The organism is Cupriavidus necator A5-1 (assembly GCF_000744095.1).
Lineage (GTDB): Bacteria > Pseudomonadota > Gammaproteobacteria > Burkholderiales > Burkholderiaceae > Cupriavidus > Cupriavidus necator_A.
Genome location: NZ_JQLI01000001.1, coordinates 2690178 through 2710646, shown reverse-complemented (window position 1 = coordinate 2710646; position 20469 = coordinate 2690178). Strand labels below are relative to the sequence as shown.

Below are 20469 nucleotides of genomic sequence, written 5' to 3'. Positions count from 1 at the left end.
TTCCCTACTCTTGCGTCGGCGGCAGGTAGGCGATGCCCGCCTCCTCGTACAGCCGATAGATCATTTCCTGCATGGCGCGCAGGTCGGCGGACTCGTCGAGCATGCGCATGCTCATGATGATGGGTGACACCAGGTTGGGATCGTCCAGCTCCACGTAGGTGACATCGTCCCGCTTGAGGCCATGCACGCTGCTCGGCACGACGGAAATCCCCTCGCCCGCCGCCACCAGGCCCAGCGCGATCTGCAGCTCGCGCACTTCCTGGATGCGCCGTGGCTTGAGCGCGCGGTCGTGGAACGCGGCCAGCACCTGGTCCGCATAGCTGGGCCGCGGCGCCTTGGGGAAGATGATCAGCGTCTCGCCGACCAGCTCATGCAACGACAGCTCCTGCCGCGCCTCGCCCAACGGGTGGCCGACCGGCAGCGCCACGATCATGCGCTCCTCGCGCAGCACCACGCGCCGCACGGCCGGGTCTTCATGGCGGATGCGCCTCGATCTGGCCAACGCGGCGGGTCATGGCTTCCAGCTCCGCGGTCTGCGCCAGGACCCGCAGCGCGTGCGTGTAGAAGAAGCGCCCGGTGTCGGTCAGCTTGAGCGGGCGCGTCTGGCGTTCGAACAGCTGGACGCCCAGTTCCCCCTCCAGTTGCTGGATTTGCCGGGGCAAGGGCGGCTGGGCGATATGCAGCCGCTCGGCGGCGCGGGTGAAGTTGCGTTCCTCCGCGACCGCGACGAAGTAACGCAAATGACGCAATTCCACGAATATACCTTATGGGTATCGAAAAAATACTAAATCAGAGTTTGACGCTGGAAATCGGCCTCAACTATGCTCCATCACAAGCAAGACAGCAAGCTTGATACCAAAAAAGCATTGTCTGATTGATTGCGATCCCCACGAACACGAGACTGGAGACATCTAATGACCCACCCAGAAATCGAGGCCCTGGTAAACAACTTCATCGTCGCGACCGCCCGGCCCGGCGAGGCCGATGCGCGCGTACAGGTAGTGGTGCGCCTGGCATCCGACCTGTTCAAGGCCATCGAGGACCTCGACCTGAGCCCGAGCGAAGTCTGGAAAGGCATCGAATACTTTGCCGAGGCTGGCGCCAGCCAGGAACTCGGCCTGCTCGCCGCCGGCCTGGGGCTGGAGCGCTTTCTCGACATCCGCGCCGACGAGGCCGAAGCCCGTGCGGGCCTCGCCGGCGGCACGCCGCGCACCATCGAAGGCCCGTTGTATGTGGCCGGCGCGCCCGAAAGCACCGGCAACATCCCGCTGGACTGCCGCGACGGCGCCTGCGGCACCTGCCGCGGGCTGTGCGAGTCCGGATCGTACGACCTGCCGGAATCGAGCTACATCGAAGACGCGCTGACCGCCGAGGAGGCGCCGCGCAGGGCTACGTACTGGCGTGCCAGACGCGTCCGCGCTCCGACTGCGTGTTCCGCGTGCCCGCCTCGTCGACCGCCTGCAAGACCGGCGTGAGCACATGGCACGGCGCTATCGCCGAGGTGACGCAGTTGTCGGACTCGACCATCGGTTTCTCGATCGAGCTCGAAAATGCGCGCGGCATCGACTTTCTCGCCGGCCAGTATGTCAACGTCGGTATCCCGGGTAGCGATGTGACCCGCTCATACTCGTTCAGCTCGCCCCCCGGCAAGGCCCGCACGACCTTCGTCGTGCGCAACGTGCCGGACGCCCGCATGAGCACTTACCTGACCGGCGCCGCACAGCCGGGCCAGCGCATTTCGTTCTCGGGGCCGTACGGCAGCTTCTACCTGCGTCCCGTGACGCGGCCGGTGCTGATGCTGGCGGGCGGCACCGGCATCGCTCCGTTCCTGTCGATGCTGGCGTGCTGGCCGAGTCCGGCAGCACGCAGCCTGTGCGCATGGTGTACGGCGTGACCAACGATATCGACCTGGTGGCTCTGGCGCAGCTCGATGCCGCGCGCCAGTCGGTACCGGGCTTCGAGTACCGCACCTGCGTCGCCGATCCGGCCAGCGCGCATCCGCGCAAGGGCTACGTGACCGCGCACGTGGATGATGAATGGCTCAATGGCGGCGATGTCGACGTCTACTTGTGCGGCCCGGTCGCGATGTTCGAGGCCGTACGCGACTGGCTGCAGCAGGCGGGCATAGCGCCCTCGGGCTTCTACTACGAAAAATTCTCGGCCAGCAACGCGGCCTGACTGCAAGGAGCAAGCATGCAAGCAAGGGACCGCAATGCCCGCTTTGCGGACAAGGTCGTCGTCGTTACCGGCGCCGCGCAGGGTATCGGGCGCGGCGTGGCGCTGGGCGCGGCGGCCGAGGGCGCGTCAGTGGTGCTGGTGGACCGCTCTGAACTCGTGCACGAGGCCGCCGGCGAGATCGCCGCCGGTGGCGGCAAGGTCGTCGCTGTTACCGCGGACTTGGAAACCTATGCCGGCGCGTCCGAAATGGCGCGGGCCGCGCTGGACGCGTGGGGCCGCATCGATGTGCTGGTCAACAACGTCGGCGGCACCATCTGGGCGAAGCCGTACCAGCTCTACGAGGAAGACCAGATCGAGGCGGAGATCCGGCGCTCGCTGTTCCCCACGTTGTGGTGTTGCCGCGCGGTGCTGCCCGGCATGGTCGAGCGGCGCCACGGCGCGATCGTCAACGTGTCGTCGATCGCGACGCGCAGCATCCACCGCGTGCCCTACGCGGCGGCCAAGGGCGGCGTCAACGCGCTGACCGCGAGCCTGGCGTTCGAGCATGCGGCCGAAGGCATTCGCGTGAACGCCGTGGCCACCGGCGGCACCGAGGCGCCACCGCGCCGCATTCCTCGCAACGCCGCGCCCCAGTCGGCGCAGGAGGCGGGCTGGTACCAGGCCATCGTCGATCAGACCGTGGCGTCGAGCCTGATGCGCCGTTACGGCACGATCGACGAGCAGGTCGGCGCGATCCTGTTCCTGGCGTCGGACGAGGCCTCGTACATCACCGGAACCGTATTACCCGTGGGCGGTGGCGATCAGGGCTGAGCAATGCGCCGGCCGCTGCGGTCTCAGGGCGCTGGACTCGCCAGCGGCTTGCCCTTCTCGACCACATACACGCCAATAACGCGCGCCGGCGAACTGCCGGGATTGTGCGCGTCATGGACGACCCCGGCCGGCACCACGAAGGATTCGCCGGCCTTGACCATCCGGGGCGGCTGGCCGTCGATCAGCAGTTGGGCCTCGCCCTCCATCACATAGCTGATCTCGTCGCCTGGATGCGTGTGGCGCCCGGCACGGCCGCCCGGCGCCACTTCCACACGCGCTACCACGGCTTCGCGTCCCGGAACGGAAACGTCCGCGCGACCAACAACCGTGCGGGACAGGCCGCCGGTCTGCGCCAGCACGGCCCCGGAGGCGATCCAGAGCCCGGCGGCCGCCAGGATACTCAGTATCTTGGAATTCATCATTTGCCCTCCTCCTGGATTGTTCTTGTCTTGCCGGTGTACCCGCTCGCGTGGATTAGCCTTTGGCTTTGGACTTGTTCAGGGTCACGGCGGCGCGAACGAGAGTCTTCAACGCTTCCTCGTCTATCTTCTCGCCCTCGTGGAAGTCGATGGCACGCCTTGTGTTCCCGTCAAGACTGGAATTGAAGAGGCCAGAAGGATCCTTCAGAGCCGCCCCTTTGGCGAAGGTCATCTTCACGACGCTCTTGTAAGTCTCGCCGGTGCAGATCAATCCGTCGTGCGACCAGACCGGAACCCCTCTCCACTTCCACTCCTCGACGACCTCAGGATCGGCTTCCTTGACCAGGGTACGGAGCCGGCTGAGCATCGTGCCCCGCCAGTCGTCCAGCTCCTTGATTCTCGCGTCTATCAGCTGAGAAGCAGACTGGCTTTCCTGCGTGTCGTTCTTCGTCATGCCCATTTCTCCTCAAGCGCAAACGCTGATCCAATGTGGGTGTCAGAGCCAGATTATGCGCGACGTGGGTGTCAGAGCCAGATTCTAAGGTGGGCTCACAGGCGGATTCAATGCCCGCCCACGCGCCCCATCCATGGTGTTGTATGCTCGCGGGTCCGCGACCAGTACGACGAGATTGATGCACCACACCGACGACGCTCTTTCCGAGCACGAATCTTCCGCCATTCACGAGCCCCGGCTTTGGCGAGACAAGGGCTGGACCGCCCGGGTTATCAAGAACGAGGATGGCGACGGCTGGGCGGTCGAAATGATCCGGGACGGCAGCGCCGAGCCGGCGCTGGTCGGCCCCTGGACCATGGGACGAAACAAGGTCGATCCGAAGCCGCTCGATGCCACGGCCCACCAGACGCTGGTCAAGACTGCCGCGGAAGTCATCCGGCGGCATGAGCAGCAACTGCACGCCCAACTCAACAAGCAGTGCAGCATCGAGACCGAATCCGGGACTGTGACCGTCAGGCTGGTCATCACGCCAGATGAATTCGAGCCCGTCGGCACGCTCACGGCACTGGATCCCTTCGGGGATGCGCTGGCGACCGTCAAGGTACGGCCCGACTTTCGCCTGACGCGCGAGAGCGCCGCCCGCTGGGCGGCTGGCGGGTTTGACAAGATTCGCTAGCCGGCTGCTACGGCAGCGAATCCGGGCCGCGGATCGCGTCAGCCGTCCTTGAACAGGAAACTGTAGGCGTTCAGCGCGGGCGCGCCGCCAAGGTGGGCGTAAAGCACGCGGGAGCCCGACGGGAACTCGCCGCGGCGCACCATGTCGATCATGCCGTGCATGGATTTGCCTTCGTAGACCGGGTCGGTCATCACGCCTTCAAGCCGCGCGCAGAGGCGGATGGCCTCGAGCGTCCCTTCGGACGGCAGGCCATATTCCGGACCGCCGTAACGCGTATCCAGCACGACATCCTCTTCGGCGATATCGCGGCCGAGGTCGACCAGCTCCGCGGTATGTCGCGCAATGCGCAGGATCTGGGCGCGCGTCTGCGCCGGCTTGGCGGAGGCATCGATGCCGATGACGCGGTCGGCGCGGCCATCCGCCGCGAAGCCGACCACCATGCCAGCCTGCGTGCTGCCCGTAACCGAGCAGACCACGATGTAGTCGAATTTGAAGCCGAGCTGGGCTTCCTGCGCGCGCACTTCCTCCGCAAAGCCGACAAAACCCAGCCCGCCGAGCGGGTGCTCCGAGCAGCCCGCGGGGATCGGATACGGCTTGCCGCCCGCGTCGCGCACGCTCTGCATGGCATCCTCCCAGCTCGGGCGGATGCCGATGTCAAAGCCGTCCGCCACAAGCCGCACGTCGGCGCCCATCATCCGCGACATCTGGATATTGCCGACGCGGTCGTACACGGCGTCCCAGTAGTTCACCCAGTTCTCCTGCACCAGCACGCACTTCATGCCGAGGTGGGCCGCCACGGCAGCCACCTGGCGCGTCTGGTTCGACTGGATGCCGCCGATCGACACCAGCGTATCGGCGCCCTGCTCCAGCGCGTCGGGCACAAGGTATTCCAGCTTGCGCGTCTTGTTGCCGCCAAAGGCCAGACCGCTGTTGCAGTCTTCGCGCTTGGCATAGAGATGCACCTTGCCGCCCAAATGCTCGCTCAGGCGTGCCAGCGGGTGGATTGGCGTGGGACCGAAAGTCAGCGGGTAGCGGGGAAAGCGGTCGAGGTTCACGGCATCTTCTCCGGGTGGTGGCGTTGAGGGGGGGCACCGCCCCCTGGACAGGTGAGGCGCTGCGTTCAGTGAAATGGTAGGCAATTGCCTGAGAAACGTGCTTGCAAAGATTGCTGTTTAAACACACCATTACGTTATCAAGCCACGTCTTTGCCTACGATAGTTGCAGAAAAATGGTCACCCGCAAAATAAAAGTTCGCGCAGATATCGCGCCGGCCCCGGAACCCGCCCCGGCGCTGGATCGCACGGACAAGGCCATACTCCGCCTGTTGCAGAAAGACGCCTCGATTTCGAACGTGGCGCTGGCGGCCAGGGTGAACCTGAGCCCGCCCGCCTGCTTGCGGCGCGTGGAGCGGCTGAAGGAAGCCGGGATGATCCGGGGCGTGGTGGCGCTGCTGAACCCGGTCGCGCTGGACGCGGGCATGCTGGTGATCATCGGCGTGGTGCTGGACCGTTCCACGCCGGAATCCTTTGCGGCATTCGAGAAAGCCGTGCAGAAAGTGTCCGGTTGCATGGAGTGCCATGAGGTGACCGGCGAATTCGACTACTTCCTGATGGTGCGCACCCGCGACAGCGAGAGCTTCAACCGGTTGCACGCGGAACAGTTGCTGTACCTGCCAGGCGTGAGGCAGATCCGCTCGTTCATGGTGCTCAAGCAGGTGTTGTCCACGACGCAGTTTCCGGTCTAGGGGAAGCAAGGCACAGTGGCCCTGCCGTGCAATCTTGCCCGGATTCTTAAGGCGCCCCAGGCAGGCGCTCCGCCAGCCTTCTATCTCGAGCGGGGGCCGCTCACTGAGAAACTTGCCTCTTTCCGCCGCGTCCAATGAAAGACGTGTGCAAGAGACACGCCCTTACCACGATGGAGACCACCATGAAAGGCTCGGGACGGCAATCGCAAGGCCCAGCAAAGACGGCTGGCAAAGCCAAGCCCATGACGCAGCCTGATGCGTCACGGATCCAGTCAGCTACCGCAAAGGCCATGGGTGGTGGAGTACCGAAGGGCAGCTTCGCCACCCGCGCGCAACGCGCGGCTTCGACCCGCGGACGCTAAAGCGCAAGCGGCCTGGCTATACACGCCAGGCCGCTTCGTCCGATCCTTCTTCCCCTACTTCGTCTTGGGCGGCAAGATCGCAGTCCCAGACCCCGCTTCCGTCGTCCGGTCATGCTGCATGGTCGGCATCATGTTGCTGTTCAGGTGGAACATCACCCATAGCGAACCTGTCAGCGTGATCACCACCAGCACCAGCGTGAACATCAGCGACAGCATGTTCCAGCCGCCCTCGGATTTCGCGTTCATGTGCAGGAAGTAGATCATGTGCACCACGATCTGTACCGCGCCGATCAGCAGGATTACGATGGCCGTGGTGGACGTCTTCTCGAACACCTCGCCCATCACCAGCCAGAACGGGACGGCAGTCAGAAAGACGGAAAGCACGAAGCCCGTCAGGTAGCCGCCCAGCGTGGCGTGCGGCCCCACGTCTTCTTCATGTTCATGTCCATGGCCGTGTCCGGGGACACCCAGCGTATCGTCGTGCGCGCTCATGGCAAGGATCCCATCAGGTAGACGAAGGTAAAGACGCCGATCCATACGACGTCGAGAAAGTGCCAGAACATTGACAGGCACATCAGCCGGCGCCTGTTGGCCGTGATCAGCCCGTGCCGTGCCACCTGCGTCATCAGCACGATCAGCCAGACGATGCCGAACGTCACGTGCAGCCCGTGCGTGCCGACCAGCGAGAAGAACGAGGTCAGGAACGCGCTGCGCTGCGGGCCCGCGCCCTCGTGGATAAAGTGCGCGAACTCGTAAAGTTCGACGGCCAGGAACGCCGCGCCGAAAACGCCCGTGATGGCCAGCCAGATCTGCGTGCCGGCGATGCGGTTCTGCTGCATCTGCAGCATGGCGAAGCCATACGTGATCGACGATATCAGCAGGAAGGTGGTGTTCAGTGCCACCAGCGGCAGTTCGAACAGCTCCGCCCCGGTCGGCCCGCCCGCGTACTCGCGGCCGAGCACGCCATAGGCGGCGAACAGGCACGCGAATACCAGGCAGTCGCTCATCAGGTAGAGCCAGAACCCGAGCAGCGTGCCGTTCTGCGGGTGGTGCGCATCGGTCAGATAGAACTGGTACCCACCCGGTGGGGCTTCACCGGCAACAGCGGTGGCTTCCACGTGGCGGGGAAAGGTCGTCGTCTCAACCATGGCCGGCCATCAGTTGTGTGCGCGCCGCTTCGGTCCGAACCACTTGCTCGGTCGGAAGATAGTAGTCGCGCTTGTAGTTGAAGGTATGGATGATCGCGGCGACGATGGTTGCCGCGAACGAGGCAATCGCCAGCCACCAGATGTACCAGATCAGTGCGAAGCCACATAGCGTGGAGAGGCCCGCCAGCACGATGCCGGCCGCGGTGTTCTTCGGCATGTGGATCGGGATAAAGCCCTGCTCCGGCCGCTGGAAGCCATGCTGCTTCATGTGCCACCAGGCGTCGGTGTCGTGCACCACTGGCGTAAAGGCGAAGTTGTACTGCGGCGGTGGCGACGACGTCGACCATTCGAGGGTGCGGCCATTCCACGGATCGCCAGTCAGGTCGCGCAACTCCTCGCGACGCATGAAGCTGACCACCAGCTGGACCAGGAAGCACGCGATGCCGATGGCGATCAACAACGCGCCGAAGGCCGCCAGCTGGAACCAGATCTGCAGCGACGCATCCTCGAAATAGCTCATGCGGCGGGTCACGCCATGCAGGCCAAGCCAGTACAGCGGCATGAACGCAAAGTAAAAGCCAATCAGCCAGAACCAGAACGAGGCCTTGCCCCACGACGAGACCAGGCGATAGCCGAATGCCTTCGGGAACCAGTAGGTGATGCCCGCCATCAGCCCGAACAGCACACCGCCGATGATCACGTTATGGAAGTGGGCGATCAGGAACAGGCTGTTGTGCAGCGAGAAGTCCGCCGGCGGCACCGCCAGCAGCACGCCGGTCATGCCGCCGATCACGAACGTGACCATGAAACCGATGGTCCACAGCATTGGTACCTCGAAGCGGATCTTGCCGTGGTACATCGTGAACAGCCAGTTGAAGATCTTGGCGCCGGTCGGGATCGAGATGATCATGGTCGTGATCCCGAAGAACGAATTGACGCTGGCGCCCGAGCCCATCGTGAAGAAATGGTGCAGCCAGACCAGGTATGACAGCACGGTGATCACCACCGTGGCGTAGACCATCGACGCATAGCCAAACAGGCGCTTGCGGCAGAACGTGGCGACCACTTCGGAGAACACGCCGAAGACGGGTAGCACGAGGATATAGACCTCGGGATGGCCCCAGATCCAGATGAGGTTCACGTACATCATCGCGCTGCCGCCCTGGTCGGCCGTGAAGAAGTTCGTGCCGACATAGCGATCGAGTGCCAGGAATGCCAGCGCAGCGGTCAGGACCGGGAACGCGGCGATGATCAGCACGTTCGTGCACAGCGCCGTCCAGGTGAAGATCGGCATGCGCATCAACGTCATGCCTGGCGCGCGCATCTTGACGATGGTGACCAGCAGATTTATCCCTGAGAGCAAGGTCCCCACCCCGGCCACCTGCAGCCCCCAGATGTAGTAATCGACGCCGACGTCCGGACTGTGGATGATGCCGGACAGCGGCGGATAGGCCAGCCAGCCGGTGCGCGCGAATTCGCCGACGAACAGCGACATCATGACCAGGATCGCGCCGCCCGTGGTCATCCAGAAACTGAAGTTGTTGAGAAACGGGAACGCCACGTCGCGCGCGCCGATCTGCAGCGGCATGACGAAGTTCATCAGCCCAGTGACCAGCGGCATGGCCACGAAGAAGATCATGATCACGCCGTGCGCGGTAAAGATCTGGTCGTAGTGATGCGGCGGCAGGTAACCGGCGTTGTCGCCGAATGCGATGGCCTGCTGGATGCGCATCATGACCGCATCGGCGAAGCCGCGCAGCAGCATCACGATGCCCAGGATCACGTACATGATGCCGATCTTCTTGTGGTCGATGCTCGTGAACCACTCGTGCCAGAGATAGCCCCATTGGCGAAAATAGGTGATCGCGCCGACCAGCGCGAGCCCGCCCAGCACGACCACGATGAAGGTGCCGATCAGGATCGGCTCATGGAGCGGGATCGCATCCCATGAAAGACGGCCGAAGATCAGATTGGCGAGTTCGGAGCGCTCGGGCATTATTGTCACCTGGGGCCTGAAATGACCAAGAGTGGCCGTTAGGGATTGGCGAAAACCGCAACGAGGGATGCTAAGCGGGAGGCTGCGATAGCAAGCCTCACCGCAGCAGCCGCCTGCCGTCGTTCGGCTTGGAATCCGACGCGAACACCGGCGCAACCGCCCCGGTGTTGCTCGCGGTACAGATCTCGCCGGACGGGTCGAACTTTCCGCGGCTGCGGTCGAGCGCCATGGTGTCTGCCATGCAGGTCCCGCCACCCACGCAGCGGTTCAGGATCAGGTCGTAAAGCTCTGGCGCCACGCTGGCATAGCGTTGCACCGGATCGCGCTCGCTTGGCTGCGCGAGCTTCTGGTAAGTGTCCTTCGACAGGTCTTTTCCCGATGCCTTGGCCTGCTCGATCCAGCGATCGAAGTCTTCGTTCGACAGGCCGTGGAACTTGAAGCGCATGTGCGAAAAGCCCGCGCCGCTGTAGTTGGCCGAGAAGCCGTCAAAGACGCCGGGCTTGTTGATGACCGCATGGAGCTTGGTTTCCATCCCGGGCATCGCGTAGACCATGCCGGCCAGCGAGGGAACGAAGAACGCGTTCATCACCGAGGTCGCGGTAATGCGGAAGGCGATCGGGCGATCGACCGGCGCTGCGAGTTCGTTGACCGTTGCAATGCCTTGCTCGGGATACAGGAACAGCCATTTCCAGTCCATCGCCACCACTTGCACCGTCAGCGGCTTGACTTCGGCCGCAACGGGCCGCCCCGGCTCCAGCCGCGTCAGCGGCCGGTACGGATCGAGCTGGTGGGTACTGACCCAGGTCACGGCACCGAGCGCGATGATGATCAGCAGCGGCGCAGACCAGATCGCCAGCTCAAGCACCGTCGAATGGTCCCACTCGGGGTTGTAGGGCGCATCGGTGGCACTTTCCCGATAGCGCCACGCAAACAACAGCGTGAGGAGGATCACCGGCACGATGATCAGCAACATCAGGCACGTGGCGATGATGATCAGATCGCGCTGGCGCACGGCCATGTCACCGGATGGCGAAAGCAGCACTGCGCTGCAACCGGCCAGGCTTGCCAGCAAGGCGATCGCGGCACACCGAAGAAGCAGTCTTCCCGGGGCACGCAGCGGCGTCACAGCAGCGTCGAAGCGTCGCATGGTCTCGGAAGTGGCGTCAAAAGAATATCGGTGATGTACCGACGAACCGACCTTTCGATTACCTATGGCAGTTTAGGCGCTATTCTTGTGAGTGCGTGACTTAAAGAAGCACTCGGCGATAAGGAGCCTCTACGATGGCCAGCCTGACCCACCAGCATCGCGCGTCGCCCACGGCACCTCCGGCCCCTGGCCACCATGACGTGGCTCCTGCGGAGATCGCCACTGGCGTGGTGATCGGGCGCGCCTCCGAGTACTTCGACTTCTTCGTGTACGGCATTGCCTCCGTGCTCGTCTTCCCGACGGTCTACTTTCCGTTCGCGGGCGAGCTGGCGGGACTGCTCTACAGCTTCGCGATCTTCTCGTTCGCGTTTATCGCGCGGCCGTTCGGCACGGCGCTGTTCATGCGCATCCAGCGGCGCTGGGGGCGCGGTATCAAGCTGACCGCGTCGCTGTTCCTGCTCGGCACGGCCACGGTGGGAATTGCCTTCCTGCCGTCGTACGCCTCGCTGGGTGCCACCTCGATCTACCTGCTGGCACTGTTCCGCGTCCTGCAAGGCATTGCCTTTGGCGGATCGTGGGACGGGCTGCCGTCGCTGCTGGCGCTCAACGCGCCCCAGGACAAGCGCGGGTGGTACGCGATGGTGGGCCAGCTCGGCGCGCCCACCGGTTTCATCGTTGCCGGTGCGCTGTTCCTGTTCCTGCATGCCAGTCTGACACCGCAGGAGTTTATCGAGTGGGGCTGGCGCTATCCGTTCTACGTGGCCTTCGCCATCAACGTCGTGGCGCTGTTTGCAAGGCTGCGCCTGGTGGTGACCCACGAATACACGCGGCTGCTGGAAGAAGACGAGCTTGAGCCGATCAGCACGCTGCAGATGGTGAATGCGCAGGGGTTCAACATCTTTCTCGGCGCGTTTGCCGCGCTGGCCAGCTATGCGCTGTTCCACCTGGTCACGGTGTTCCCGCTGTCCTGGGTGATCCTGCACCAGACGCAGGACATTTCCGATGTGCTCGCCATCCAGATCGTGGGTGGCTTCATTGCGTTCATCGGCACGCTGCTCTCGGGGTGGATCGCGGACCGCGTCGGCCGGCGCAAGACGCTGGCGACGATGGCCGTGCTGATCGGCGTCTTCAGCCTGGTGACGCCGTGGCTGCTCGATGGGGGCCCCGTAGGCCAGGATCTGTTCATCCTGGTCGGCTTCGGTCTGCTGGGCTTGTCGTACGGGCAGTCTGCCGGCGTCGTAACGTCGAACTTCGAACCCCGTTTCCGCTATACCGGGGCTGCGCTGACCACGGACTTCGGCTGGCTGTTCGGCGCTGCCTTTGCACCGTTGGTGGCGCTGGGCTTGTCGTCGCTGTTCGGCCTGGTCGCGGTCAGCCTGTACCTGATGTCAGGCGTGGTTGCCACGCTGGCGGCGTTGCGGATCAGCCGCGCGCTCGGTACACCGGAGTTGTGATCGCGCAACGCCCTCGTCTTGGCAGGTCGGAAAAATCGGGCCAAATAAGCGGGCAAATAAGCGGGGCAAATACTCAACGGCCCGATGCGGCCAGCGCCGCGCCGCGCCCGGCAAAGCGCGCATACTCCTCCGGCGGGACGAACAGCCCGCCTGTGGTCCACACCAGGTGCGTGGCCTGCATCATCGTCCGGTCAAGACCGTGTTGCTTCAGGTAGGTGCGGCCGGCGTCGGTGCCGGTCAGCATGCCCGGCCCGCTGAAGCCGGCGGCAGCCGACGGCTCGATCTGCAGTCCCTCTGATTCGCGCAGGCGGTGCAGGTCGACGAACAGCCTGTCGTCAGCCACGGTGTAGACGCCCCCGAGCAGCGGACGCATTGCCTCGGCGGCTAGTTCCGATGCCTGGGACACGGCCAGGCCGTCGGCCTCGGTGCGGTTCGTAAGGCCGAAGTCGTAGACCGACGCCCCGTGCGACAGCATTTCCACGAGGAAGCACGGCGACTGCGTGGGCTCGGCGAAGAATGCATGGAAATGGGGCCCGTATAACTCGCGCAAGCCGAAAGCGATACCGGCAGGCGCGCCGCCGACCCCGCACGGCAGATAGACGAACAGCGGATGCGCGGCATCCACGCGCACGCCTGCCGCATCGAGCTGGCGCTGCAGGTGCAGTGCCGCCGCGCTGTAGCCGAGCATCAGCGCCAACGATCGCTCATCGTCGACGAAATAGCTGTACGGATCGGCATCGGCCTCGCGCCGCCCGGCCGCCACGGCCGACGCGTAGTCGCCGGTATGCTCCACCACCTCCACGCCGCGCGCCCGCAACCGTGCCTTTTTCCAGGCCTTGGCATCGGCAGACATGTGTACCGCGGCGCGGAAGCCCAGCGCCGACGCCATCACGCCAATGCTCAGGCCGAGGTTGCCGGTGGAGCCCACCGCTACCTGATACTGGCCGAACAGCGCTCGCGCCGCCGGCCCGGCCAGCGCGGCGTAGTCGCCGTCTAGCGTCACCAGGCCATGTTCGAGCGCCAGGGATTCGGCAAATTCGAGTACCTCGTGAACGCCGCCCCGGGCCTTGATCGACCCGGCCACAGGCAGGCTGTGGTCCGCCTTGATCCAGAGGACACCGGCCGACGCAGTCAAGCCGAGCGAGCGTTGCATGGCCGGCGCGGGCAGCAAGGCCGACTCGATATGCCCTTCGCTTTCCTCCAGCTCCGGGAACAACCGCGCCAGCAGCGGCGCGAACCGGTCAAAACGCGCCTGTGCGGCGCGTACATCAGCTAGACTAATGCCGTGCCCATCCACCACGGTCTGGAGCGCCGGGTCCTCGCTGCGCTGGGGATTGCCCCAGAACACAGGCTGGGCGGCCTGCATATCCTTGATCATGTCCGAAGATAATGCGGAAGAATCGATTGTCATGGAACAAGAGGCGTGAACGGAGATGTGCGCATTCTTTCCCCGATCGCTGCCCGTGACAAACCATTCGTACTGATCAATCTATTAGTCATACTAATGGCAAACTTGCTCTCTGCATCATTATTGGGATGGCTCCGCTGTTTTGAGACGGCCGCGCGCCATTGCAACTTCACGCAGGCGGCTGCCGAACTGTGCGTGACGCAGGGCGCGGTCAGCCAGCAGGTCAAGCAGCTCGAACAGTGGCTGGACCGACCCCTGTTCCTGCGCACGCCGCGCGCGCTCGTGCTGACGCCGGAAGGCGAGCGGCTGCGCCTCGTGCTGCGCGAGTCGTTCCAGGCCATCGAGAGCACGCTGACGCAACTGCGCAAGCCGGGGGACAAGCAGCCCATCGCCCTGTCCTGCTCGCCATCGTTCGCCATGGCCTGGCTCACGCCGCGGCTCGGCAACTTCTTCCGGCAGCACCCCGACATCGGCCTGCGCGTCTACGGCGAGTTCCACGCACTGGACCGCTCGCGCATGATGCGCGACGGCACCGAGGCAGCCGTGCGCTTTGATCCCGGCGGCTACGAGGACCTCAAGGCGCGCCTGTTTCTCAAGGAATGGCTGATCCCGATTGCAAGTCCCGCCTATCTGGCGGCACACCCCGAACTACGCTCGCCCGACGGCCTGCGCGCCAGCATGCTGTTGCACGATGTCAGCCCGTGGGACGGCGCCGGAGAGTCCGATGAATGGCAGTGCTGGCTGCGCCATGCCGGCGTGACCCTGCCCGACGTATCGGACGGCCAGCGATTCAACCTGTCGCAGCTGGCCATCCATGCCGCGCTGGCGGGGCAAGGCGTTGCCATCGGACGCTCGGCGCTGGTGCTCGGGGAAATCGAATCGGGCCGGCTTGTCGATCTCTGGGGCATCCACGCGCCCAGCGAAGCGTCATACCACTTCGTCTGCGCACACCGACAGACTGCGCAGGTGGCCGAGGTCGAGGCGTGGCTGGCGGTGGAAGGCGCGGCGTTCGACGGCGCGCGCAGGCGCGTGCTCGGGATCGGGTAAGGCGACGCTGACGTGCAATATTTCCCGAATTCCCGAGTTCTTAAAGCCCCCCAAGCAGGCGCTCCGCCTCATCGAGCAGCGCGGTGGCCGGCAGCATGTCGCCACGTGCAATGCGTACCAGCGCGAAGGATCGCACCAGTGGCGGATCGCCCGGAACGTGGGCGGTGAGCAGGTCGATCTCGTGTGCCGGCGCCGTGCTGTCCGGCGCGAGCAGCACATTCATTGCACTAAGCCGCAGGTGTCTTTTCTCGAGGGAAAAGCAAGAGCGCGCGTCCGCGAGTACCTCGGCCAGGCATTCCAGTTGACGCTCAAGCGCCCCGGTTTCGGGGCCAAGCTGCGCAAGTTCGCGCTCGTTCTCGGCAACCTGCTCGCTCAACCTGCCCTGCTCGCCGGGCGTGGCTTCTCCATCGCCGCCAAACACCGAACGCATGCCGGTGCCTTGCCGCCGGGCCAGGTTCAGGCGCGCCACCAGCAGCGCCTGCTCGCGCTCGAGGACGTCACGGCGCGACTTGCCGGCAGCGGAACGGGCCAGCCCTTCCATGGCGAGCTGATCGAACATTCGTCCCACGATTTCCTCGCGCAGGGCGCCCTCGGTGCAAGCGATGATCCTGACCTTGTGATCGCCGAAACTGATGGTGGTTTGCGGCACTTCCGTGCGCATGACGTCACCTTCCAGCGCAACGCCGAGCGTGCGCCGCTCGGTCATCTCCATCCCAAGGACTGCGTAGGCCTGCGGCGTATCTGGCGACTGCGCGAAGAACTCCCGCAGTTCGGGAGAGCGGCTGAGGGCCAGCTGCACGTCACGGGCCGTGCCGAAGAAAGCCTGGATGCAGGGGTCGGTACCCCATGCCTGCGGGCTGGCCTCGCGCGGGGCGGGTAGCGCCTGGACCAGTTCGCGCACATAGTCCAGCGCCTGCCCAAGCGCAGGCCGAAGCCGCTGCTGGTAGCGCGACACCAGCCGCAAGCGCGGATTCAGCCGGGTGACGCGCTCCGTCAGCTCGGCCATCTCTTGCTTGTCGTGTGCATGGCCTCGCGCATCGCGCCGGCGCATCCACCGTAGAAGTCCCATCGACATGCTCCCGCGCGGTCCCCTTCAAACCGACACGCGCCCCGTTCAGAGCGCCGCCCTGGTATGCCTGGCGATCATGAGCTCTTCATTGGTCGGGATCACCCACACCGCGACCTTGCTCGACGGGGCGCTGATTTTCGGTCCGCCGCTTGCATTTGCGCTTGCGTCCAGTGCCACGCCCAGCCATTGTGCCTGCCGGCACACCTGTTCCCGTATCGGGACGGCGTGCTCGCCAACGCCGGCGGTAAACACCAGCGCGTCCAGGCCTTGCGCGGCGGCCGCAAGCGAGCCGAGTTCCCGCCCGATCCGGTAGGCATACAGCTCGACCGCAAAGCGGGCACGCGGATCGTCGCTGGCAAGCAGTGCGCGCATATCGCTCGAGATGCCCGAGACACCGAGCAGACCGGACTTGCGGTAGATCAGGTCCTCGACGGCGCGGACATCCATGCCCAGTTCATCCATCAGGTACAGGATCACCCCAGGATCCAGATTGCCGCAACGCGTGCCCATGGGCAGACCATCCACTGCCGTGAATCCCATCGTGCTGGCAACGCTGCGCCCTGCAACCAGTGCGCACATGCTGCTGCCATTGCCCAGGTGGGCGACAACGGTGCGCCCCGCAGCGGCCTGGGCATCCACGTCGGGCAGAACGCTGGCTATGTACTCGTAGGACAGCCCGTGAAAGCCATAGCGCCGCACGCCGCGCCCGGTCACTTCAGCCGGCAGCGCGAACGCCTGCGCGGTATCCGGCTGGGTGCTGTGGAACGCCGTGTCGAAGCACGCCACCTGCGGCAGCTCCGGGCGCTGCTGCGCCAGGATCTGGATGGTCTTGAGGTTATGCGGCTGGTGCAATGGCGCGAGTGGGCTCAGGGCTGCCAGCCCCGCGATGACCTCGGTGGTGATCTTCGCCGGCTGCGTAAAGCGGACACCGCCATGGACAACCCGGTGCCCGACCGCGATCAGCCGGTGCCCTTCGCCATGACTGCGCAGGAAATCGGCGAGAAAGGCGATGCCCCCGCCATGTCCCAGTTCGGTGCCGTCGCCCCACTGCTTCGCCTCGACCTCGTCGCCGGCCCCGTCAATGGCACGGAAGCCGGGCGATGTGTAGAGCCCGTCGATGCTGCCGCGCAGGACCAGCCGGAGCGCATCGTCGCTGGCGTCGAAGGCGCTGAATTTGATGCTGGATGAGCCCGCATTGAGTACCAGGATCACGTCGGCCATGGCGCTACCCCATTACCTTTGCGGACTCGCGCCTGGCTTTCGCCACCAGGGCGGCAACGGCGCAGGACGCCAGCCGGGTGGGCACGGAATCGGCCCGGCTGGTGAGAATGATCGGCACCCGCGCACCGAGCACGATCCCGGCCGCGTCGGCGCCAGCCAGGAAAGACAGGCTCTTGGCCAGCATATTGCCGGCTTCCAGGTCCGGCACCAGCAGCACGTTGGCGCGGCCGGCCACCGGGGAGTCGATCTTCTTGATCCGCGCCGCCTCCAGGTCGATGGCATTGTCGAGGGCCAGCGGTCCGTCGACGAGCGCGCCGGTGATCTGGTGGCGGTCCACCATCTTGCATAGCGCCGCGGCCTCGATGGTTGACGGCACCTTCGGGTTGACGGTTTCCATGGCCGACAGCACCGCCACGCGGACTTCCTTGATCTGCAGCGCATGGGCAAGATCGATTGCGTTCTGCAGGATGTCCGCCTTCTCCTCCAGCGTGGGAGCGATATTGACCGCGGCATCGGTGATGATCAAGGCCTCTTCATGGCCAGGCACATCCATCACGAAGCAATGGCTGACGCGCCGGTCGGTGCGCAAGCCGCTCTCCCGCTTTACCACGGCTGCCATCAGCTCGTCGGTGTGCAGGCTGCCCTTCATCAGCGCTTCGGCCTTGCCTTCGCGCACCAGTTCCACCGCAGCCGCTGCGGCGGCGTGGCTGTGTGGCGCGTCGACGATCGGATAGGGGCTGATATCCAGGCCAAAGGCCTTCGCAGTCGCTTCGATGCGCTCACGCGGCCCGACCAGGATGGGAGCGATCAGCCCCATTTTTGCAGCCTCGACCGCCCCCTCCAGTGAACTCTGGTCGCACGGGTGCGCCACCGCGGTCGGCGTTGGCGGGATGGCCTGGCAATACTCGATCAGGCGCTGGTACTTCTCGTGCTTGTTGTCCATCTACCATCCTCCTGCTTCGGTTTTTTGCATTGGCGTGGACACGCGCTGCGCAGTCACCCGGCCGCGCGGCGAATGCGCTCCGGCTTTCCCGCCAGTGCGGCACGGATGCGCGCCAGCATCGCCGCCTGTTCAGGCGTGGGCTGGCTGCCAAGTACGTGTTCATCGGTGGACAGCTTGTCGAGCAAGGTCAGGAGCCGCTCGCGCTCGGCCGGATCATTGAGCAATGCCGGCAGCGTCTTGAGCGCCTGGTCCGGTGCGTATTGCACGATGATCTCCTGCACGCCCCGGATCCTGCGCCACGCATCCGGCGCCAGCGCGGGCAGGTATTCGGCATAGTCGGCGACCAGTTCCTTGCGTAACTCGAGCCGCGAAAGCGGCAACGGTTCGCCGCTGTGCGTCAGCAGGAAGGCCACGCGGGCGAGCGCCTCGACATAGCCGCCTTCGCTGATGGCGGCCAGGGCTTGCTTGACTTCCGGCAACTCCCTGGGCTCGGTAATCACGGGCACGCCAGGCCGTGTTTCGGCCTTGTCGCCGAGATACTGCCAGAACATATTGGCGTAGATGTTGAAGAAGGACGCTTCCGTCATGGCGTCTCGCACCGCGCGATAGTTGTCCAGCATGGCGCTCACCATTTCGGCACCTGCCTGCTCCTGCCGGCGCAGCGGATTGTCCGCCGCGAGCGTCTGCCGGTTGGCCCTGACCGCGTCGGCGGCGGGGCCCAGCCAGGCCATCCATGGATTCATGTCGGAGAGGGCCCAGTTCTGTACCCGCAGCGGGTGGAATGCGCGCAGCATGCGCGCCGACATATCGTTGGACATTGCCTGCACGAATGGCTGTGCGAACAGTTCATAGGCCCGCTGGTTGAAGTCGGACAATGCGGCCACCGCCTCGAACGGCCTTTCGTCGACGCGCTGGAAGCGATTGAGCCGCGCCGCAATATCTTCCAGCCGATACTCGTGGAAGGCGACGTCATATTGCTTCTGGCCGTGCTCGTCCTTCTCCTTGCGCTCGGTGATGACCATGCCATACAGGCCGGGCGGCATCAGCTCAATGGTCTTCAGCACCGAAACGATCTGCGCATGCTCCTTCATGGCGACCTTGCCTGAAACGAAGATGCCGAGATGCCCGATGCTTTCGTGCATCATGCCGACGATGACCTGCCCGCGCGCCTTGATCTCTTCGGTGCTCGCGTACTGGTCCACCACCCAGTTGAACGCTTGCTGCGGCGGGGTGATGTTGTCGCCCATCGAGGCGAACAGGACGATCGGCGACTTGATATGGCGCAGGTCGAATCCCTGGCCGCCCGAGTCCTTGACATCCCCGGACCACAGCTTGTTGCCGACAAAGAGGTTGCGGGTGATCCACTCGATCTCTTCGCGGTTCATCAGGTAGTAGCCGCCCCACCAGTGCTCGAATTCAAGGAAGCGCGGTGGCTCGGTGTCGGCCTTGTTGAAGAGGTTGTAGTACTTGTCCCAGAGGCTGTTGGCCGGGTTCAGGTTCTCGAAGTTCTGGACCAGGTGGGCGCCGTCGAACTTGCCGTTGCCGAGGTCGGCGGTGAACGAAGCCAGCCAGGTACCGCCGAGCAGTCCGCCCGCGTAGCGCATCGGGTTATCGCCCTCACCTTCGCTCCAGGCGCCGCTCCAGTAGGACATCGGCGCGCCATTGATGACAATCGGGCCGGTGTCGTCCGGGCTCGACGCCGCCAGCATCATCGCCGCCCAGCCGCCCTGGCAGTTGCCGACGATGGCCGGCTTGGGGCTGTCCGGATGCAGCGCCCGTACCTTGCGCACGAAACGCTGTTCGGCTTCGCAGACGTCCAGCAGGGTCTGTCCAGGCTCAGGATCGCGGAAGAAGATGACAAAGTAGACCGGGTGGCCGGCGCGCAACGCCACGCCCACCTGCGAATCGTCCTTGAAGCCGCCAATGCCAGGACCATGGCCGGCCCGCGGGTCGATGATGACATAGGGACGGCGGCCGTTGTCCACCGTCACGCCTGCGGGCGGCGTGATGCGCAGCAGCGCGTAATTCACCGGCCGCTCGAACTGGCGGCCGTCGAGAATGAACTCGTATTCGAAGTGCAGGACTGGCTTCAGGCCCTCGGCGGCGTGCTCGACAAAATGATTTCCGCGCTGGCGCAGCGTGTCCCAGAAGAGGATGGCGCGCTGCGCAGCGTCCACCGCGTAGGCGAAGCCATTGATGGGATCGACACCGGACAGCGCATCGGAGGCGGTCTCGCCGATATCGCCGTCCCCGGAAGCCGCCTGCACGCGGCGGCTCAAGGCTTCCTGCGCATTCTTGAGCCGTTTCTGGAGCACCAGGCCGGTCTTGATGCCGACCTCTTGGGCATGCACGAGTTGCTTTCCTGCGTCCATGGTCACCGCCTCGATAGCCTG

At 64.8% G+C, this 20469-nt stretch carries 18 protein-coding genes and 3 pseudogenes; 8 read left to right on the top strand and 13 right to left on the bottom strand.

Features of this window, described 5'->3' with window-relative positions:
• Nucleotides 1-4: 4 nt before the first annotated feature.
• Nucleotides 5-755: pseudogene (locus K307_RS12035) on the bottom strand (LysR family transcriptional regulator).
• Nucleotides 756-914: 159 nt separating this feature from the next.
• On the opposite strand from K307_RS12035, the pseudogene K307_RS50340 reads away from it, so the two are divergent.
• The 3 genes and pseudogenes from K307_RS50340 to K307_RS12020 form a co-directional block, all read left to right on the top strand.
• Nucleotides 915-1274, top strand: a pseudogene (locus K307_RS50340) (dioxygenase); the annotation flags it as partial.
• Nucleotides 1260-2178, top strand: a pseudogene (benC, locus tag K307_RS49395) (benzoate 1,2-dioxygenase electron transfer component BenC); the annotation flags it as partial. The pseudogenes K307_RS50340 and benC, both read left to right, overlap by 15 nt.
• A gap of 15 nt (nt 2179-2193) precedes the next feature.
• Complete coding sequence (locus K307_RS12020; RefSeq protein WP_042878474.1) at nt 2194-2988, top strand: 1,6-dihydroxycyclohexa-2,4-diene-1-carboxylate dehydrogenase; 795 nt, start codon at nt 2194-2196, stop codon at nt 2986-2988.
• Between the two features lie 23 nt (nt 2989-3011).
• Here the strand turns inward: K307_RS12020 and K307_RS12015 are convergent, their stop codons facing one another.
• On the bottom strand, nt 3012-3410 hold the full coding sequence (locus tag K307_RS12015) for a cupin domain-containing protein (protein ID WP_419187115.1): 399 nt from the start codon (nt 3408-3410) through the stop codon (nt 3012-3014).
• A 52-nt stretch (nt 3411-3462) separates the two neighbouring features.
• Nucleotides 3463-3861: a DUF1801 domain-containing protein gene (locus K307_RS12010; protein WP_042881875.1), complete on the bottom strand. Its 399-nt coding sequence runs from the start codon at nt 3859-3861 to the stop codon at nt 3463-3465.
• 178 nt (nt 3862-4039) lie between these two features.
• Between K307_RS12010 and K307_RS12005 the strand changes: the two genes are divergently transcribed.
• The gene (locus K307_RS12005; protein WP_042878472.1) at nt 4040-4537 is read left to right on the top strand and encodes a hypothetical protein; all 498 of its coding nucleotides are present in this window, start codon (nt 4040-4042) and stop codon (nt 4535-4537) included.
• A gap of 38 nt (nt 4538-4575) precedes the next feature.
• Here K307_RS12005 and K307_RS12000 read toward each other — a convergent pair whose 3' ends face one another.
• Nucleotides 4576-5592 (bottom strand): 1-aminocyclopropane-1-carboxylate deaminase, encoded by a 1017-nt coding sequence (locus K307_RS12000; RefSeq protein ID WP_042878470.1) that lies wholly within the window; start codon nt 5590-5592, stop codon nt 4576-4578.
• Nucleotides 5593-5765: 173 nt separating this feature from the next.
• Here K307_RS12000 and K307_RS11995 point away from each other — a divergent pair, with 173 nt between their 5' ends.
• Both K307_RS11995 and K307_RS50605 read left to right on the top strand, forming a co-directional pair.
• Nucleotides 5766-6281, top strand: a complete 516-nt coding sequence (locus K307_RS11995) for an Lrp/AsnC family transcriptional regulator (protein ID WP_042878467.1) — start codon at nt 5766-5768, stop codon at nt 6279-6281.
• Between the two features lie 134 nt (nt 6282-6415).
• The gene (locus K307_RS50605; RefSeq protein ID WP_329955850.1) at nt 6416-6643 is read left to right on the top strand and encodes a hypothetical protein; all 228 of its coding nucleotides are present in this window, start codon (nt 6416-6418) and stop codon (nt 6641-6643) included.
• Nucleotides 6644-6697: 54 nt separating this feature from the next.
• Here K307_RS50605 and cyoD read toward each other — a convergent pair whose 3' ends face one another.
• The 4 genes from cyoD to cyoA form a co-directional block, all read right to left on the bottom strand.
• Nucleotides 6698-7135 carry a cytochrome o ubiquinol oxidase subunit IV gene (cyoD, locus tag K307_RS11990; RefSeq protein WP_022538575.1) on the bottom strand — a complete coding sequence of 146 codons (438 nt, stop codon included), beginning with the start codon at nt 7133-7135 and terminating at the stop codon, nt 6698-6700.
• Nucleotides 7132-7791, bottom strand: coding sequence for a cytochrome o ubiquinol oxidase subunit III (cyoC, locus tag K307_RS11985; protein ID WP_042878463.1), 660 nt, complete (start codon nt 7789-7791; stop codon nt 7132-7134). Before cyoC ends, cyoD begins: the two co-directional genes overlap by 4 nt.
• The gene (gene cyoB / locus K307_RS11980) at nt 7784-9787 is read right to left on the bottom strand and encodes a cytochrome o ubiquinol oxidase subunit I (protein WP_042878462.1); all 2004 of its coding nucleotides are present in this window, start codon (nt 9785-9787) and stop codon (nt 7784-7786) included. The genes cyoC and cyoB overlap by 8 nt, the downstream gene beginning before the upstream one ends.
• A gap of 97 nt (nt 9788-9884) precedes the next feature.
• Nucleotides 9885-10934 (bottom strand): ubiquinol oxidase subunit II, encoded by a 1050-nt coding sequence (gene cyoA / locus K307_RS11975; RefSeq protein WP_042878461.1) that lies wholly within the window; start codon nt 10932-10934, stop codon nt 9885-9887.
• A gap of 134 nt (nt 10935-11068) precedes the next feature.
• Here cyoA and K307_RS11970 point away from each other — a divergent pair, with 134 nt between their 5' ends.
• Nucleotides 11069-12388 carry an MFS transporter gene (locus K307_RS11970; protein ID WP_042878460.1) on the top strand — a complete coding sequence of 440 codons (1320 nt, stop codon included), beginning with the start codon at nt 11069-11071 and terminating at the stop codon, nt 12386-12388.
• 73 nt (nt 12389-12461) lie between these two features.
• On the opposite strand, the gene K307_RS11965 is transcribed toward K307_RS11970, so the two are convergent.
• Nucleotides 12462-13799, bottom strand: a complete 1338-nt coding sequence (locus tag K307_RS11965; RefSeq protein ID WP_042878458.1) for a D-serine ammonia-lyase — start codon at nt 13797-13799, stop codon at nt 12462-12464.
• A gap of 93 nt (nt 13800-13892) precedes the next feature.
• On the opposite strand from K307_RS11965, the gene K307_RS11960 reads away from it, so the two are divergent.
• Nucleotides 13893-14843, top strand: coding sequence for a LysR family transcriptional regulator (locus K307_RS11960; RefSeq protein ID WP_042878456.1), 951 nt, complete (start codon nt 13893-13895; stop codon nt 14841-14843).
• A gap of 40 nt (nt 14844-14883) precedes the next feature.
• On the opposite strand, the gene K307_RS11955 is transcribed toward K307_RS11960, so the two are convergent.
• From K307_RS11955 to K307_RS11940, 4 genes are read right to left on the bottom strand one after another with little or no spacing between them, the layout of a single operon-like run.
• The gene (locus K307_RS11955) at nt 14884-15912 is read right to left on the bottom strand and encodes a hypothetical protein (RefSeq protein WP_042881873.1); all 1029 of its coding nucleotides are present in this window, start codon (nt 15910-15912) and stop codon (nt 14884-14886) included.
• A gap of 45 nt (nt 15913-15957) precedes the next feature.
• Nucleotides 15958-17133: an acetate/propionate family kinase gene (locus K307_RS11950; RefSeq protein WP_042878455.1), complete on the bottom strand. Its 1176-nt coding sequence runs from the start codon at nt 17131-17133 to the stop codon at nt 15958-15960.
• A 4-nt stretch (nt 17134-17137) separates the two neighbouring features.
• Nucleotides 17138-18076 (bottom strand): phosphate acetyltransferase, encoded by a 939-nt coding sequence (locus K307_RS11945; protein ID WP_042878454.1) that lies wholly within the window; start codon nt 18074-18076, stop codon nt 17138-17140.
• Between the two features lie 53 nt (nt 18077-18129).
• The gene (locus K307_RS11940) at nt 18130-20448 is read right to left on the bottom strand and encodes a DUF3141 domain-containing protein (RefSeq protein WP_042881871.1); all 2319 of its coding nucleotides are present in this window, start codon (nt 20446-20448) and stop codon (nt 18130-18132) included.
• Between the last annotated feature and the right edge of the window lie 21 nt (nt 20449-20469).